The sequence below is a fragment of the Actinosynnema sp. NPDC037264 genome, assembly GCF_055603705.1.
This window is the reverse complement of sequence record NZ_JBVJVK010000003.1, coordinates 242,508-258,427: the sequence shown is the minus strand read 5'-3', so window position 1 is coordinate 258,427 and position 15,920 is coordinate 242,508. Positions and strand designations below refer to the sequence as shown.

The 15,920-nt window shown below is 74.3% G+C and carries 12 protein-coding genes; 7 read left to right on the top strand and 5 right to left on the bottom strand.

The annotated features are described in order from the left end of the window. The first annotated feature begins 27 nt into the window (after window positions 1-27). Complete coding sequence (locus ACZ7GX_RS05690) at window positions 28-996, top strand: pirin family protein (protein ID WP_498773238.1); 969 nt, start codon at window positions 28-30, stop codon at window positions 994-996. A gap of 194 nt (window positions 997-1,190) precedes the next feature. Here ACZ7GX_RS05690 and ACZ7GX_RS05685 read toward each other — a convergent pair whose 3' ends face one another. Then, entirely contained in the window at window positions 1,191-1,523 is a 333-nt protein-coding gene (locus tag ACZ7GX_RS05685; RefSeq protein ID WP_498773236.1) for a YnfA family protein, read from the bottom strand. 94 nt (window positions 1,524-1,617) lie between these two features. Between ACZ7GX_RS05685 and ACZ7GX_RS05680 the strand changes: the two genes are divergently transcribed. Genes ACZ7GX_RS05680 through ACZ7GX_RS05670 form a run of 3 tightly spaced genes read left to right on the top strand, consistent with a single transcriptional unit; the run spans window position 1,618 to window position 3,969 of the window. Further along, window positions 1,618-2,427, top strand: a complete 810-nt coding sequence (locus tag ACZ7GX_RS05680; protein ID WP_498773233.1) for a class I SAM-dependent methyltransferase — start codon at window positions 1,618-1,620, stop codon at window positions 2,425-2,427. Then, window positions 2,424-3,380: a saccharopine dehydrogenase family protein gene (locus tag ACZ7GX_RS05675; protein WP_498773231.1), complete on the top strand. Its 957-nt coding sequence runs from the start codon at window positions 2,424-2,426 to the stop codon at window positions 3,378-3,380. Before ACZ7GX_RS05680 ends, ACZ7GX_RS05675 begins: the two co-directional genes overlap by 4 nt. Further along, window positions 3,349-3,969 carry a TetR/AcrR family transcriptional regulator gene (locus tag ACZ7GX_RS05670; protein WP_498773229.1) on the top strand — a complete coding sequence of 207 codons (621 nt, stop codon included), beginning with the start codon at window positions 3,349-3,351 and terminating at the stop codon, window positions 3,967-3,969. The genes ACZ7GX_RS05675 and ACZ7GX_RS05670 overlap by 32 nt, the downstream gene beginning before the upstream one ends. Here the strand turns inward: ACZ7GX_RS05670 and ACZ7GX_RS05665 are convergent. Beyond that, complete coding sequence (locus ACZ7GX_RS05665) at window positions 3,956-4,897, bottom strand: hypothetical protein (protein WP_498773227.1); 942 nt, start codon at window positions 4,895-4,897, stop codon at window positions 3,956-3,958. The genes ACZ7GX_RS05670 and ACZ7GX_RS05665 overlap by 14 nt on opposite strands. Next, window positions 4,894-5,295 carry a hypothetical protein gene (locus tag ACZ7GX_RS05660; RefSeq protein ID WP_498773226.1) on the bottom strand — a complete coding sequence of 134 codons (402 nt, stop codon included), beginning with the start codon at window positions 5,293-5,295 and terminating at the stop codon, window positions 4,894-4,896. The genes ACZ7GX_RS05665 and ACZ7GX_RS05660 overlap by 4 nt, the downstream gene beginning before the upstream one ends. Window positions 5,296-5,361: 66 nt before the next feature. Here ACZ7GX_RS05660 and ACZ7GX_RS05655 point away from each other — a divergent pair, with 66 nt between their 5' ends. From ACZ7GX_RS05655 to ACZ7GX_RS05645, 3 genes are all read left to right on the top strand, one after another. Further along, window positions 5,362-9,318, top strand: a complete 3,957-nt coding sequence (locus tag ACZ7GX_RS05655; protein ID WP_498773224.1) for a CHAT domain-containing protein — start codon at window positions 5,362-5,364, stop codon at window positions 9,316-9,318. A 287-nt stretch (window positions 9,319-9,605) separates the two neighbouring features. Further along, window positions 9,606-11,888, top strand: coding sequence for an ATP-binding protein (locus ACZ7GX_RS05650; protein WP_498773222.1), 2,283 nt, complete (start codon window positions 9,606-9,608; stop codon window positions 11,886-11,888). Between the two features lie 62 nt (window positions 11,889-11,950). Further along, the gene (locus ACZ7GX_RS05645) at window positions 11,951-12,448 is read left to right on the top strand and encodes a hypothetical protein (protein WP_498773220.1); all 498 of its coding nucleotides are present in this window, start codon (window positions 11,951-11,953) and stop codon (window positions 12,446-12,448) included. Here ACZ7GX_RS05645 and ACZ7GX_RS05640 read toward each other — a convergent pair. Beyond that, window positions 12,438-13,508: an acetate/propionate family kinase gene (locus tag ACZ7GX_RS05640; protein WP_498773218.1), complete on the bottom strand. Its 1,071-nt coding sequence runs from the start codon at window positions 13,506-13,508 to the stop codon at window positions 12,438-12,440. The two genes, ACZ7GX_RS05645 and ACZ7GX_RS05640, sit on opposite strands and share 11 nt — an antisense overlap. A 1-nt stretch (window position 13,509) precedes the next feature. Next, window positions 13,510-15,843, bottom strand: coding sequence for a phosphoketolase family protein (locus ACZ7GX_RS05635; RefSeq protein ID WP_498773216.1), 2,334 nt, complete (start codon window positions 15,841-15,843; stop codon window positions 13,510-13,512). Between the last annotated feature and the right edge of the window lie 77 nt (window positions 15,844-15,920).

The following is a 15,920-nucleotide window of genomic DNA, read 5'->3' as shown; positions in this document are numbered from 1 at the left end:
GCTGATGGCCGTCCGAACGGGGTCGCGATGAGCAACGTGGAGACCCACCCGTCCGAGTTGATCTGCGAGAGCACGTCCGGCGTCGCGGCGGTCGAGGTCCTCGACCCCCGCGACGTGCCGCTGGGCGGGCCGCGGGCGATGACCGTGCGCCGCACGTTGCCGCAGCGGTCGCGGTCCCTGATCGGCGCGTGGTGCTTCGCCGACCACTACGGGCCCGACGACGTGTCGGTCAGCGGCGGGATGGACGTCGCGCCGCACCCGCACACCGGGCTGCAGACCGCGAGCTGGCTGTTCAGCGGCGAGATCGAGCACCGCGACAGCCTCGGGGTGCACGCGGTGGTGCGGCCGGGCGAGCTGAACCTGATGACCGCCGGGCACGGCATCTGCCACTCCGAGGTGTCGACGCCGGAGACGACCGTGCTGCACGGCGTGCAGCTGTGGATCGCGCTGCCCGACGCCCACCGCGACGCGCCGCGCGACTTCCAGCACTACGTGCCCGAGGCGGTGGCGCTGGACGGCGCGTCGGCGAGGGTGTTCCTGGGCACGGTCGCCGGCCGGACGTCGCCGGTGCGCACGTTCACGCCGTTGCTGGGCGCGGAACTCGTGCTCGAACCCGGCGCGCGGGTGGCGCTCGACGTGGACGCGGCGTTCGAGCACGGGGTGCTCGTCGACCTCGGCGCGGTGGAGCTCGGCGGCACGGCGCTGGCGAGCGGAGCGCTCGGCTACGTCGGCCCGGGCGCGGCGGTGCTCCACCTGGCCAACGTCACCGGGACCCCGGCGCGGGTGGTCCTGCTCGGCGGCGAGCCGCTGGGCGAGGACCTGGTGATGTGGTGGAACTTCGTGGGCCGCAGCCACGAGGAGATCGCCCGCTACCGCGAGCAGTGGCAGGCGGAGTCGGAGCGCTTCGGCCGGGTCGAGGGCTACCCGGGCGACCGCCTCCCCGCCCCGCCGCTGCCGATGGGCCGCCTCCGCCCGCGCGGCAACCCACCGGCCTGACCTGCTCAGCGTCCGCGCACGGGAGACGGGCAACCACCTGGCCTGACGGTCAGGACGGCGTTCCTCCAGGTGACCACGACCGGCAACGAGCGGTGCGGCTTCAACCGGCGGCGGGCACGGCGACCCCCGCGCACGACCGGCACGACGAGCGACGCCATGCCGCTGCCGACCGGCCCGTCAGGCCTCCGGGACCTTCACGGGCGCGGCGCGTACATGATCACGGCCACGCCGAGCAGGCAGATCGCCGCGCCGACGTAGTCCCACCGGTCGGGCCGGAACTTGTCCACCACCACGCCCCAGGCCAGCGACCCGGCCACGAACACCCCGCCGTACGCGGCCAGGATGCGGCCGAAGTGCGCGTCCGGCTGCAACGTCGCCACGAACCCGTACAGGCCGAGCGCCGCCACGCCCGCGCCGATCCACAGCAGGCCGCGGTGCTCGCGCACGCCCTGCCACACCAGCCACGCGCCACCGATCTCGGCCAACGCGGCCAGCACGAACAACAGCAACGAGCGGACCACGGTCATGGCCGCGACGATAGCCGGCGTCCCGCTCTTGACAACACCGGGTTCCGTTGTGAACAGTTGTTCATGAACAGACGTTCACAACCAGGGAGGCACCATGCCGAAGATCGTCAACACCCACCAGGCCGAGGCGTGGAACGGGTACGAAGGCGAGCACTGGGCCGAGAACCACGACCGCTACGACGCCGTGAACGCCGGTTTCAACGACCTGCTGATCGCCGCGGCCCGCCTCTCGCCCGACGACCGGGTGCTCGACATCGGCTGCGGCAACGGCCGGATCAGTTGGCTGATCGCGCCCCACGTCGCCCACGTCACCGGCGTCGACCTGTCCGGACCGATGCTGGCCCGCGCGCGAATGACGGCCACGGGCGTGCCGAACCTGACGTTCGAGCAGGGCGACGCGCAGGTCTTCCCGTTCCCGCCGCACGCGTTCGACGTGGCGGTCAGCCGGTTCGGGGTCATGTTCTTCGCCGACCCGGTCGCCGCGTTCGCCAACATCCGCGGCGCGCTGCGGCCCGGCGGGCGGCTGGCGTTCCTGTCGATGCGCGACCTCGGCGACCTGGCCGAGGTGTTCGCGGCGTTCGGCGGCTCGCCGATGTCCACGTCCACCGAGACCGGACCGCTGTCGCTGTCCGACCCGGCCGTGGTCGACCGGGTGCTCACCGGCGCGGGCTTCACCGACGTGACGGCCGAGGCGGTGGAGGCGGAGCAGGTGTGGGGCCGCGACGTCGCCGACGCGACGGAGTTCATCATGGGCTGGGGCCCGGTGCGGTTCGCCCTGCGCGACGCCTCACCGTCCACTGTGGACCGCATCCGCGATTCCGTCGCCGAGGCGCTGCGACCGCACGCCGACGGTGACGCGGTGCGGCTGCGCGGCACGGCCCGGCTCGTCACCGCGAGGGCGTGACCGTGGCCCGGGTGGTGGTCTTCGGCGGGTACGGCGCGGTGGGCCGGGAGGCGGCGGCCGTGCTGTCCTCGTCGCACGACGTGGTGGTGGCCGGGCGCAACCCGCCGGCGACGGTCCCGGGCGCCACTGCGGTGCGCGTGGACCTCCGAGGCGACGTGACCGGCGTGCTGGACGGCGCCGACGCCGTGCTGATGTGCGCGGAGGTCGACAACGCCCGGATCGCCCGTGCCTGCCTGGACCGCGGTGTGCACTACCTGGACGTGACGGCGTCGCACGGCGCCGTCGCCGCGATCGGGGCGCTGGAGGGTGACGCGACCGCGTTGCTCAGCGTCGGCCTCGCGCCCGGCGTCACGAACCTGCTGGCCCGGCACTGCGTGGAGCTGACCGGCGCTCGGGACGTCGAGATCGGCGTGCTGCTGGGCGGCGGCGAGCGGCACGGCGCGGCGGCGGTCGCGTGGACGCTCGACGGGCTCGCCGACCTGGGCCCGTCCTGGCGGGTGGAGTTCCCCGCGCCCTACGGCACGCGGACCGTGCACGGGTTCCCGTTCTCCGACCAGCGCACGTTGCCGGACACGCTCGGCGTGGACCGGGTGCGCACGGGGTTGTGCCTGGACTCCCGGCTGGTGACCGCGCTGCTGCCCGCCGCCGCGCGGTTCGCGCACCGGCTGGGGCCACTGGCGAAGGCGCACGTCGGCGGTGACGGGTTCGCGGTGGCGGTGTCGGCGGGCGGGGTGACGTGCGCGTTCAGCGGGAGGCGGCAGAGCCGGGCCACCGGTGTGGTCGCGGCGCTGCTCGTCGACCGGCTGCCCGCCCTTCCGCCCGGCGTGTGGCACGTGGACCAGGTCGTCGACCCGGTGCCGTTCCTGACCGAGGTCGCGGCCCACGGCTTCGACCTCCACCTACCGCCTACGATGCACCCCGATGGCACCGCGACGAGCAGCAGCACTGCGTGACGGCGACGTGAGCCTGCGCGACCACCTGATCGCCGCGGCCACGCGCCTCATCGCCGAACGCGGCACCGCCGGGCTCACGGTCCGCGACATCGCCCGCGCGGCCGACGTCGCGGTCGGCGTGCTCTACAACCACTTCGCGGACAAGGAGGAGCTGCTCGCGCTGGCCCTGCACGAGCACGTCCGCGAGGTGGAGCGGCGCGTCGGCCGGCCGGCCACCGACGGCACGCTGGCGGAGAACCTGCACGCCTTCGTGACGCACGCGCTGGCCGTGCACGCGGCGTTCCTGCCCGCGTTCGCCGGGCTGATCGGCCACCCCGAGGTGTTCGCCCGGTTCGACGCCCTGCCCAACCCGATGGCCGATGGACGCGGCCTGCACGCCGCCCTGGCCGACTACCTGCGCACCGAACGGGACCGCGGCCGGATCGCCCCGGGCACCGACCTCCACGCCGTGGCCACGCTCGTCGTCGGCGCGTGCCACGAACTGGTCCTCCCCCGCCTCTACCGGGGCCTGACCGAGCCGGTGGACGTGCCGGCGGACCAGGTCGACGCGCTGGTCGCCACCGTCCTGAACGGCATCACGCCGCGCTAGGCGGGTCGTCGCCGTGGTCGTACTCGTCCGGCAGCTGGACGCCCTGCCGCCACTGCAGGCACAGTCCCTCGGCCAGGCGCCGCTCGTCGGCCCTGGTCCGGGGCAGCGGCAGGTGCAGGGCGGTCAGCAGGGCGAACCGACCCAGGTCGAACGCCACGGTGATCGCCTCGCCGTACGCGACCGCGGCGCGCACCGCGCCGGCGTAGGCGAGCCACCCGACGCCCAACGGGGCCAGCGCCAGCAGCCACCACCACCCGCTGCGGGCCAGCAGGCCGGCGGAGGCGACCGCGGTGATCACGCCGGTCAACGCGAGCCGCGCGGTGCTGTCGAGGCTGTCGCGCCGGGCGTCCACCACGGCCCGCACCTGGTCGGTCAGCACGGGGTACAGGCGCGGCCACGCGACGACCGCGTCCCAGCCGTAGTTCGCGCCCGCCCGCTGTTCGGCGGCGGCCAGCACGTTGCCGAGCGTCGTGGCGCGCACGTGCTCCTCGTCGGGGTAGCGCCGTTCGAGCCGCGTGCCCGCCAGGCCGGCGGCGAGGACCTGAGCCGGCGTCGGTTCGGCGTCGCCGGGCAGCTCGGTCTTCTTCACGAGCCTGCCGCGCCGCCACCGCTGCACCACCCGCAGCAGGAAATCCACCGGCGTGAGGAGCCGCGGCCAGTACCCCTCCAGCAGCCGCACCATCGACAGCTGCAACGGCATCAGCGCCACCGCGAGCAGCGTCAGCGCCACCGCGAGAACGACGACCTCGCCCGCGCCGAGCCCGGCGGCGGTCTTCCAGGCGCGCGAGAACGTCAGCGGACCGGGCGCGCCCGCCCAGACCAGCAGGAGCAGGAACACCGCCGCCGCGAGCGAAGGCAGGTAGCTCACGACCACGAAGCGCGGCGAGAACCCCTCGCCCGCCGGTTTGGCCAGTCCGGCGAGCGTCACGGCGCGGCCTCCATCGGACCGTGGCCGTTCGGGCACCCCGGCGCGCCGGACATGCCGACGTGCACGCGGTAGGCCGTGCTCTCGCACGTGCCGCAGGCGAAGCGCAGCAGCGCGTACCGCGTCGACTCGCCGGGCAGGGTCGCGCCGTCGCCCTCGCCCAGCCCGCGCACGGCCGATCGCCCCAGCCGGTCCAGGTGTTCCCGGGTGGTCACGCCGACCTCGCCGTCCTCGACGCGCAGCACCAGCGCCGGCACCGCGGCGTCCGCGGCGAAGACGGTCGCGGCGGCGCGGGCGGCGTCCGCCGGCTCCGTCCCGGGCGGCAGGTCCAGGCACGGCGCGTCCGATCGGGTGGCGCCGGGGTCGACGAGGACTCGGTAGAGCCAGGGCTGACCGGTCATGCACCGGGACGATACCGGGAGTAACGAGCGGTCAGCGGCGTGCGACCCCCATTCAGGGAGGTCGGTGTGGACGTCGGGCAACTGGTCGAGTCGCTGTTCCGGAGGGTCGACGCCTTCCTCGATCACGGGGACGCGGACCCGGTCCTCGCGCCCGAGGCGATCGAGGAAGCCGGCGCGCTCGGGGACGTGGGAGACCCGGACGCGCTCGCGGCCGTGGCGTGGTTGTGCTGGTGCCGGTACTTCGCCGGCGATCCGGGCCCCGACGTCGTGTCCGCCTACCTGGACCGGTTCCTCGCCTTGCGGCCGGAACACCCCGACGCGGTGCCGGACCACCTGGTGGCCGCGCTCGACCTGCTGGACGGCGACGACACCAGCGGCGACGAGTTCGACCCGCACTTCCTCTACAGCCTGGGCGGCGCCTTCTTCCGGCGGTTCGACGCGACCGAGGACCGGCTCGACCTCGATCGCGCGGTGGCGGCGATGACGGCGGCCGCCGCGCGGTTGCCCGCGGACCAGGAGTTCCACGGCGCGGTGCTGTGCCAACTCGGGGCGTTCCTGACCCGGCGAGGTCAGTCGGACGCGCCCGACAACCCGGACCACGCCGAAGCCGAACGGGTGCTCACCGCGTCCCTCGCGGCGGCGCGGCCCGAGTGGCGCTACCGGCCGGTGGCGCTGATGAACCTGGTCAACCTGCGGGTCGTGCGGTACGGGAACAGTCCCGGCCCCGAGACCGCCCGCCGGCTGATCGAGGAGATGGCGCGGACGTTGCGCGAACTCGATCCGGGCGACGAGATCCGAGTGCTCACCACCGACCTGGCCGCCGACCTGCTCGTCGACTTGGGCGAGCACGTGCGGCTGGAGGAGCCGGACACCATGATCGCCCTGTACCGCCTCGGGGTCGAGGCCACGGAGCCCGGTCAGCCGCTGCACTTCCACGCGCTGAGCGAACTGGGCGGCGCGCTCACCTTCCGCGGCGGCAACGGCGCCGCGACCGCCGACTTCGACGAGGCGATCGAGGTGCTGCGACGCGCCGCGGACTTGGCCGAAGGACCGCTGCTCGCCTTGGCGCGCACCAAGTTGTGCCTCGCCCACCTGGGCCGGTTCGAACGGCTCGAAGACCCGCGTGACATCGCGGACGGCGTCGCGGCGGGGCGTGCCGCCCTCGGTCCGGCGCGCGGCGAGCGGATGTTGACCGACTTCTGCGTGACGAATTTGGCGAGCGTGCTCATCTCGGCGCACGACTCCGGCACGGCCGGCGCGCTGGCCGAGGCCATCGAGCTGCTGCTGACCGCGGTGGACACCGAGGACGCGAGCGTGCGCGCGAGGGCGCGGTCGATGCTCGGCAACGCCTACCGCAAGTCGTTCGGCGAGACGAGCGACCGCACGACCCTCGACGAGGCGATCCGCCGCCACCGGTCGGCGATGGAGGCGTTCCCGCCGGAGCAGTTCGGCTACGCCGACCACCTCAACAGCCTGGCCGCCGCGCTCGTCGAGCGGGCGCGGCGGTTCGGTGGCGACGAGGACCTGGACGAAGCGATCGAGCTGTTCACCGCGGCCGCCGCCCTCATGCCGGACCGGCACCCCGAGCGCTTGATGTACCTGGCGAACCTCGTGCAGGCGCACCTCGACCGGTACGACCGGGACGGTGACCCGGAGTCCGCCGCGCGGGCGTCGGCCATCGCCCGCGAGATCACCGGCGCCGAGGCGCCCGTGGGGATGGCGGCCACCCAGCTCGGGGCGGTCGGCAGCGCGCTGATCACCGCCTACGACTTCGGCGGCGCCCCCGGCGACCTGGACGAGGCGGTGGCGGTGCTGCGGCGCGGCGTCGCGGTCACGTCCGGCCGGAACCCGGCGACGCTGAACCAGCTCGGCAGCGCGTTGATCCGCCGGCACGAGCGGACGGGCGCCGTGGCCGACGTCGTGGAGGCCGTCGAGGCCCATCGCGGCGCGCTGGCGGCGGTCGCGACGACGGACTCGCACCGGGGCGAGTACCTGACGAACCTGTCCAACGCGTTGGAGCACCTCTACCACGTCACCGGCGACCTCGGACACCTGGACGAGGCCGTGCGCGCGGGCATCGAGTCGACCGCGGTGGACGCGGGGTCGCCCACCCGCGTCTCGTCCCTGACGAACCTCGCGAAGGCCTCCGCGGCGCGCTACCACGCCCGCCACGACCCGGCCGACCTCGACCGCGCCATCGAGGTGGAGCGCGAGGCGCTGGCGCTCGTCGTGCCGGGCAACCCGCGGCGGGTGCGGTACCTGTCGAACCTCGGCGGCTCGCTCGCCGACCGCTTCCTGGTCACCGGCGAGGCGGCGGACCTGGACGAGGCCGTCGCCCTGCTGCGGGAGTGCGCCGAGCGCACGACGGCGGGCGACACGAGGCACGCGACGCACCTGTACAACCTCGGTCTCGTGCTGCTCCGCCGCCACCGGGCCGGGCACGACCCGGCCGACCTCGCGGAGGCCGTCGAAGCGCTGTCGGCGGCGGCCTCGGGCACGTCGCCCGCGATCGTGCGGGTGCAGGCGGCGCGGTTGTGGGCCGTGTCGGTCGCCGAGCACGACGTCGCGTCGTCGCTGGCGGGCTACGAGCAGGCCGTGGCGTTGTTCCCGGTGCTCGCGTGGCACGGCCTGCACCGCCAGGACCAGGAACGGCACCTGCTCGACCTGGTGGGCGTCGCCTCCGACGCCGCCGCGACCGCGCTGGCGGCCGGTCGGCCGGAACGCGCCGTCGAACTGCTGGAGCAGGGCCGGTCCGTGCTCTGGTCGCAACTGCTGGACCTGCGCACGGACTTCCTCGCGCTGCGAGGTGTGCGGCCGGACCTCGCACAGCGGCTGGAGGAGTTGCGCGACGGCCTGGAGGAGCCCGCGGCGAAGGGCGACGTCGATCCCACGCCCGCCACCCTCGACCGTCGCATGGCGCTGGCCCGGCAGTGGGACGAGACCGTGGCCGAGGTCCGCGGGCTGCCGGGACTGGCGGACTTCCTGCGGCCCCGCCCGTGCGCCGAACTGCTCGGGGCCGCGGCCGAGGGGCCGATCGTGGTCGTCAACGTGAGCACGGTGCGCTGCGACGCCCTCGTCATGACGCCCGAGGGGGTCGACGTGGTGCCGCTGCCGGGCCTGACCGCGCAGGACACCGCCGAGCGCGCGGACGAACTGGCCGCGGCGGCGCACGCCGCGCACGACCTCGCCGGTGTCATCGCGCACAACGCGGTGCTGGACGACGTGCGGGCGTGGCTGTGGCGGGTGGTGGCCGAGCCGGTGCTCGCGCACGTCGGCCCGGCGCCCCGGCTGTGGTGGTGCCCGACCGGCGCCCTGACCCGGCTGCCGGTGCACGCCGCGGGCATCCCCGGCGGCCCGGCGTCCGTACCCGACCTCACGGTGTCGTCGTACACGCCGACGGTCCGGGCGCTTTCCCTGGCGCGCGAGGCGAAAGCGACCCGGGGCGACGGGGTGCTCGTCGTCGCGGTCCCCGAGGTGGAGGGCGCCGTGCCGCTGGACGTCGAGCCGGAGGTCGCCGCGCTCACCGAGCTGTCCCGCGGTCGGTGCACCGTGCGCCGCTCCGCCGACGCGGTGCGCGACCGGGTGCTCGCCGACCTGCCCCGGCACGGCCACGTGCACTTCGCCTGCCACGGCATCGTGGACTCCGCCCGGCCGTCCGCCTCGGGCCTCCTGCTGCACGACGAGCGGCTGACGGTCGCCGACGTGTCGCGGCTGCGACTGGGCGCGGAGCTGGCCTACCTGTCGGCGTGCGACACCGCGAGCGGCGGCGACCTGCCCGACGAGTCGCTGCACCTGGGCGCTGGGCTCAACCTGGCCGGGTACCGGCACGTGGTGGCGACCCTGTGGCCGATCCACGACGCCACCGCCGGCGAGGTCGCCCGCGGTTTCTACGAGCACCTCGGCGCGTCGGCCGCGCCCGACCGCGCCGCGTTCGCGCTGCACGAGGCCGTGCGGGACCTCCGGGCCAAGGGCTGGGACACGCTGCCCGCCATCTGGGCCCCGTACGTGCACGTGGGGCCGTGACCCCAGCGGGTGTCGGGCCGCGTGGCTCACCCGTCCGACCGCGTCGCGTTCGTCGACGCGGCCGGACGCCCCCCTTCCGACACCCGCCGCAGGGTGTCGGCGACGAGCGGCGACCCCGCGTCCCCCTGGAGCACCGGGTCGGCCGGTCCGTCGTCGACGACGATGGCGGAGCGGCGGGCGGCGGCGCGAGTGGAACGGGACGCTGGGACACCGCGGATCCGTTGACCTGCAAAGACGTGGACCGGCGGGACGGCCTGTGGGACGCTGGGTGATCGAGGGGGCGGGGAATGTCGTTATCGGGGCACGTGGGCGCGTTCGCGCGCGCTCTCGCCGAGCTGAAGCGGCGCAGCGGGCGCAGCTACCGGACGTTGGGCGAGCGCACCGGGCTGAGCAGCTCCGGGTTGCACCGCTTCTGCCAGGGCCTCGCCGTGCCGGAGCACTTCGAGGTGGTGGCCAGGATCGCGCGGGCCTGCGGCGCGACCAAGGCCGAACTGGTCGAGCTGCACCGGCTGTGGGCGATGGCGACGTCGGAGACCGCAGGCGCCCACGACGAGCCGGTGGCGCGGCAGCTGCCCGCTCCCCCGGCCAGGTTCGCCGGGCGGGAACGGGAGTTGGCGCACGTCACGGCCGCGCTCGCGGCACAGCCCGCCGCCGTGGTGATCTCGGCGATCAGCGGCGCCGGGGGCATCGGCAAGACCTGGTTGGCGCTGCACTGGGCGCACCGCAACCTGCACCTGTTCCCGGACGGTCAGCTGCACGTCGACCTGCGCGGCTTCGACCCCACCGGCTCGCCGGTGCCACCGGAGGCGGCCGTGCGCGGCTTCCTGGAGGCCATGGGCGTCGCGCCCGCGACCATCCCCACCGACCCGCAGGCGCAGGCCGGCCTGTACCGCAGCGTGATCGCCGGTCGGCGGATGCTCGTGGTGCTCGACAACGCCCGGGACACGGCGCAGGTGGTGCCGCTGCTGCCGGGCAGCCCGACGTGCACGGTGCTGATCACCAGCCGCCGCCGGCTGACCCGCCTGGTCACCGCGCACGGCGCCCGCCACGTCGACCTGGACGTGCTGCCGGTCCACGAGGCGCACAACCTGCTCGCCCGGCACCTCGGCGCGGACCGGCTGGCCGCCGACCCCCGCGCGGTGGACGACCTGATCGCGTTCTGCGCCGGCCTGCCGCTGGCGCTGGGCATCGTGGCGGCCCGCGCGACCAGCCACCCCGAGTTCTCGCTGTCCGCCCTGGCCGACGAGCTGCGCGACCACGCGGGCCGGTTGGACGCGCTCAACATCGACGACGCCGAGGCCAACCTGCGGGCCGTGTTCTCCTGGTCCTACCGGGCGTTGGCGGAGCGGACGGCGACCGCGTTCGGGCTGCTCGGCCTCGCACCGGGGCCGGACATCGGGCTGCCGGCGGCCGCGGCGCTGATCGGCACGTCCACCGCCGAGGCCCGGGTGCGGCTGCGCGACCTGGAGGCGGAGAGCCTGGTGCAGGAGCACACGCCGGGCCGGTACCGGATGCACGACCTGGTGCGGCTGTACGCGGCGGAGCAGGCGGCGCGCGACCTGGCCGGGCCGGTGCGCGACGAGGCGTCGACCCGGCTGCTCGACTTCTACCTGCACACCGCGTACTCCGGGGAACGCCTGCTCGACCCGCACCGGCCGCCGATCGTGATCGGGCGCCCGGTAGCCGGCGTGGCGCCGCACCCGCTGCCGGACCTGGCCCGCGCGGTGACGTGGTTCGAGGTCGAGCACGCCAACCTGATGGAGGCGCAGCAGCTGGCCGCGCGGGAGGGCAGGCACCCGACGACGTGGCGGCTCGGCTGGGTGATGCACACGTTCCACTACCGGCAGCGGCACCGCCGGGACAACCTCGTCACGTGGCGCACCGCCGTCGCCGCCGTCGAGCAGCTGGACGACCCGGGCGACCAGGCCCGCGCGCACCGGCGGCTCGGCGTGGCGCTGCTGGACGTCGGCGAGCACCGCGACGGGCTGGCGAACCTGCACCGGGCGCTGGAGGAGTTCCACCGGGCGGGCGACGTCGCGGGCCAGGCGCGCACGCACGAGGCGTTCGCCGCCGCGTGGGACCAGCAGGGCGACAGCGAACGCGGGCTGACGCACGCCTACGAGGCGTTGGAGCTCTACCGGGGGCTGGACGACCGGACCCGTGAGGCGAACATGCTCAACTCGGTCGGCTGGTACCACGCGGTGCTCGGCGACCTGGCCCGTGCGGCGGAGTACTGCACGGCGGCGTTGGCGCTGCACCGGCGGGTCGGCTACGCCGACGGCGAGGCGTACACGTTGAGCAGCCTGGGCCACATCGCCCACCGCACCGGCGACCACGCGCGGGCGGTCGACCACTTCCGCGAGGCGATCGCCGTGCTGCGCAGCCTGAACGACCGCGGCGAGGAGGCGAGCACGCTGGACCTGCTGGCGCAGGCGCATTCCGCGTTGGGGCAGCACGACCAGGCCCGCGAGGCCTGGTCGCAGGCGCTGGAGCTGTACCACTCGCAGCACCGCACCGCCGAGGTCCTGGAGGTCCGCTCACGACTGGCCGCGATCGACACCGTCGCCTGAGCACCGGGGAGCCGCCGGGTAATCCGCCTGACATCCCGGACCGGACACCCCACCCTGTGTCCATGGCACCGGGGATCGACCTGTCCACCATGCGCGACGCGGTCGCACTCTGGAACGTCGACCAGGGCAGCGCCGCCGACGTCGTCCGCGCGGCGTGCGACCTGCTGGTCGCGGGACTGGACGGCCCTGCGCTGTGCACGCTCGCGGCCGTGTCGATCCACCACGCCGGCGAGGACGTGCCACGACTGCTCGAAGCGGCGTTGGCGGACGTGGGCCTCGAGCACCACCCGAAAGGCTCGGCGGCGGCCGGCGAAGCCGTGCTGAAGGCGATGGCGTCGCGCGTCCTGTCGGGGGTCCTCGCACCCCGCGCTCTCGCCGAGTGGGCGCACTCGAGCTTCGGTCACGAGACGCTGCCCTCGGCGGAGCGCCTGGCGGAACTGGACGACGCCTACGACCTGTTCGGGTATCCCCCGGGCCTGACCTTCGAGCAGCTGGACACCGAGATCACCGCCGAGGTACGGCGCATCGTGGCGTCCGACTCCACGGCGGTCAGCGGCTGAGCGCGCTTCGGGTGCCGTGCGCGATCTCCAGGTCTTCCCGCGCGGTCACGACGAGGGTCCGGGCCCTCGCGTCCGGCCCGGTGATGTCGGTGTCGCCGTCGGCGCGCTCGTTGCGCTCCGGGTCGACCGCCACCCCGAGGAACGCCAACCGCTCGGCGGCACGGCGGCGCACCGCGGCCGAGTTCTCGCCGACACCGCCGGTGAACGCGAGGACGTCCAGACCGCCGAGCGCCGCGGCCATCGAGGCGATGCCGCCGACCAGCCGGTGGGTGTAGACGTCCAGCGCCAGCACGGCGTCCGGGTCGCCGCCGGCCGCCGCCGCGTCGATCTCGCGCAGGTCGCCGGTGCCGGCCAGCGCGGTGAGCCCGGACTGCTCCTCCAACGCGGTCGCGACCTCGTGCGGGGTCAGCTCCTCGTGCTCCTCCAGCCACAGCACCAGACCGGGGTCGACCGTGCCCGACCTGGTCGCCATCACCAGGCCCTCCAACGGGGTGAAGCCCATGGTGGTGTCGAAGCAGCGGCCGTCGGCGATCGCCGCCAGCGACGCGCCCGCGCCCAGGTGGCAGCTGACGAGCCGCCGGCCGTGCGGCACGAGTTCGGCCACCCGGCGCGCGCAGTGTGCGTGGGACAGGCCGTGGAAGCCGTAGCGGCGGATCGCGTACCGGTCCCGCCACTCCCGGGGCACGGCGTACGTGGCCGCCGCCGCGGGGATCGTGGTGTGGAACGCGGTGTCGAAGCACGCGACCGCCGGCACCTCCGGCAGCAGCCGGTGCACCGCGTCCAGGCCCGCCAACGACTTCGGCTGGTGCAGCGGCGCGAGCGAGGTCAGGTCGACCAACGCCTGCCGCACCAGGTCGTCCAGCACGACGGGATCGGTGAACCGCGTGCCGCCGTGCACCACGCGGTGCCCGACGGCGTCCGGTGCGGGCCAGTCCTCCAGCACGTCGGCGAGCCGCTCCGGGTCCGGCTCGACGTCGGCGGTGCGCTCCACCTCGTCGTCGGCCGCGAGCAGGCGCAGCTTCAGGCTGGACGAGCCCGCGTTGACCACCAGGACCCGCACGTCAGCCCCACGTCCAGTCGGCGATCGCCGGGTCGTCCTCGCCGTGCTCGCGGGTGTGCTGCCGGGCGGCGAGCCGGGCGTCCGCCATCCGCTGCCGCAGCGACGCCGCCGCGCCGCCCAGCGACGGCACCCGGTCGATCACGTCCATGACCAGGTGGAACCGGTCCAGGTCGTTGAGCATCACCATGTCGAACGGCGTGGTCGTGGTGCCTTCCTCCTTGTAGCCGCGCACGTGCAGGTTGGCGTGGTTCGTGCGCCGGTAGGTGAGGCGGTGGATGAGCCACGGGTAGCCGTGGAACGCGAAGATCACCGGCTTGTCCTCGGTGAACAGCGCGTCGAAGTCGCGGTCCGGCAGGCCGTGCGGGTGCTCGGTGTCCGGTTGCAGGCGCATGAGGTCCACCACGTTGACCACGCGCACCTTCAGGTCGGGCAGGTGCTCGCGCAGCAGCTTCGCGGCGGCCAGGGTCTCCAGCGTCGGGATGTCGCCCGCGCACGCCAGCACCACGTCCGGCTCGCCCTCGGTGGTGCCCGCCCAGTCCCAGATGCCGAGGCCACGCGCGCAGTGCGCGACCGCGTCCGGCATGTCCAGGTACGTCAGCGCCGGTTGCTTGCCCGCCACGATCACGTTCACGTAGTGCCTGCTGCGCAGGCAGTGGTCCGCGACCGACAGCAGCGTGTTGGTGTCGGGCGGCAGGTAGACGCGGACGATCTCGGCCTTCTTGTTCACCACGTGGTCGAGGAAACCGGGGTCCTGGTGGCTGAACCCGTTGTGGTCCTGCCGCCAGACGTGCGACGAGAGCAGGTAGTTCAACGACGCCAGCGGCGCGCGCCACGGGATCGCCCGCGTCGTCTTGAGCCACTTGGCGTGCTGGTTGAGCATCGAGTCGACGATGTGGATGAACGCCTCGTAGCTGGTGAACAGGCCGTGCCTGCCGGTGAGCAGGTAGCCCTCCAGCCAGCCCTGGCACAGGTGCTCCGAGAGCACCTCCAGCACCCGGCCGTCCGGCGCGAGGTGGTCGTCGCCGGGCACGGTGTCCGCCCGCCACTTGCGGCCGGTCACCTCGAACAGGGCCGACAGCCGGTTGGACGCGACCTCGTCCGGGCCCATGACGAGGAAGTTGTCCGGGTTGAGGCGCACCACGTCGCGCAGGAACCCGCCGAGGACCCTGGTCGCCTCGCTGCTCCCGACGGCGGGCCGTTCGACGGTCACCGCGTGGTCGCGGAAGTCGGGCATCCGCAGGTCGCGCAGCAACCGACCGCCGTTGGTGTGCGGGTTGGCGCTCATCCGCCGGTCGCCGGTGGGCGCGAGGGCGCGCAGTTCGGGCACGAGCCTGCCGTCGTCGTCGAACAGCTCCTCGGGCCGGTAGCCGCGCAGCCACTCCTCCAGTTGCGCGCGGTGCCCGTCGTCGGTGCGGGTGGCGGCGAGCGGGACCTGGTGGGCGTGGAACGTGCCCTCGACCCGCTGCCCGTCCACTTCGCGCGGTCCGGTCCAGCCCTTCGGGGTGCGCAGCACGATCATCGGCCACGGCGGGCGCCGTCGCGACTGCTTCATCTCGGCGATGTCGTCCAACACGGTGTCCAATGTGGACGCGAGCTGCTCGTGCACGGCCTTGGGCTCGTCGCCGACGACGAAGTGCGGCGTGTGGCCGTAGCCGCGCAGCAGGGAGGCCAGTTCGTCGTCCGGGATGCGCGCCAGCACTGTCGGGTTGGCGATCTTGTAGCCGTTGAGGTGCAGCACGGGCAGCACGACGCCGTCCCGGGCGGGGTCGAGGAACTTGTTCGAGTGCCAGCTCGCGGCCAAGGGCCCGGTCTCCGCCTCGCCGTCGCCGACCACGCACAGCGCCAGCAGGTCGGGGTTGTCGAACACCGCGCCGTAGGCGTGCAGCAGGGCGTACCCGAGCTCGCCGCCTTCGTGGATCGAGCCGGGGGTCTCCGGTGCGACGTGGCTGGGGATGCCGCCGGGGAAGGAGAACTGGCGGAACAACGCGCGCAGGCCGTCGAGGTCCTCCCCGACGCCCGAGTAGACCTCGCTGTAGGTGCCCTCCAGGTAGGCGTTGGCGACGAGCCCCGGGCCGCCGTGGCCGGGCCCGGCGACGTAGAGGGCGTTCAGGTCGCGTTGCCGGATGGCGCGGTTCATGTGCGCGTAGAGGAGGTTGAGGCCGGGTGTCGTGCCCCAGTGGCCGAGCAGGCGGGGCTTGACGTGCTCGGGGCGCAGGGGTTCGCGCAGCAGCGGGTTGTCGAGCAGGTAGATCTGCCCGACGGACAGGTAGTTGGCCGCACGCCAGTAGGCGTCCAGCAGGTCCAAGTCGTCCGCGGTCCGCTCGGTCGACGGCATCCTCCGACGCTAGCTCTGATCACGGGGGTCCGAAACTCGGCGCGGGGCGTGGACGGGCGGGAACGAAGGCCTCGGGT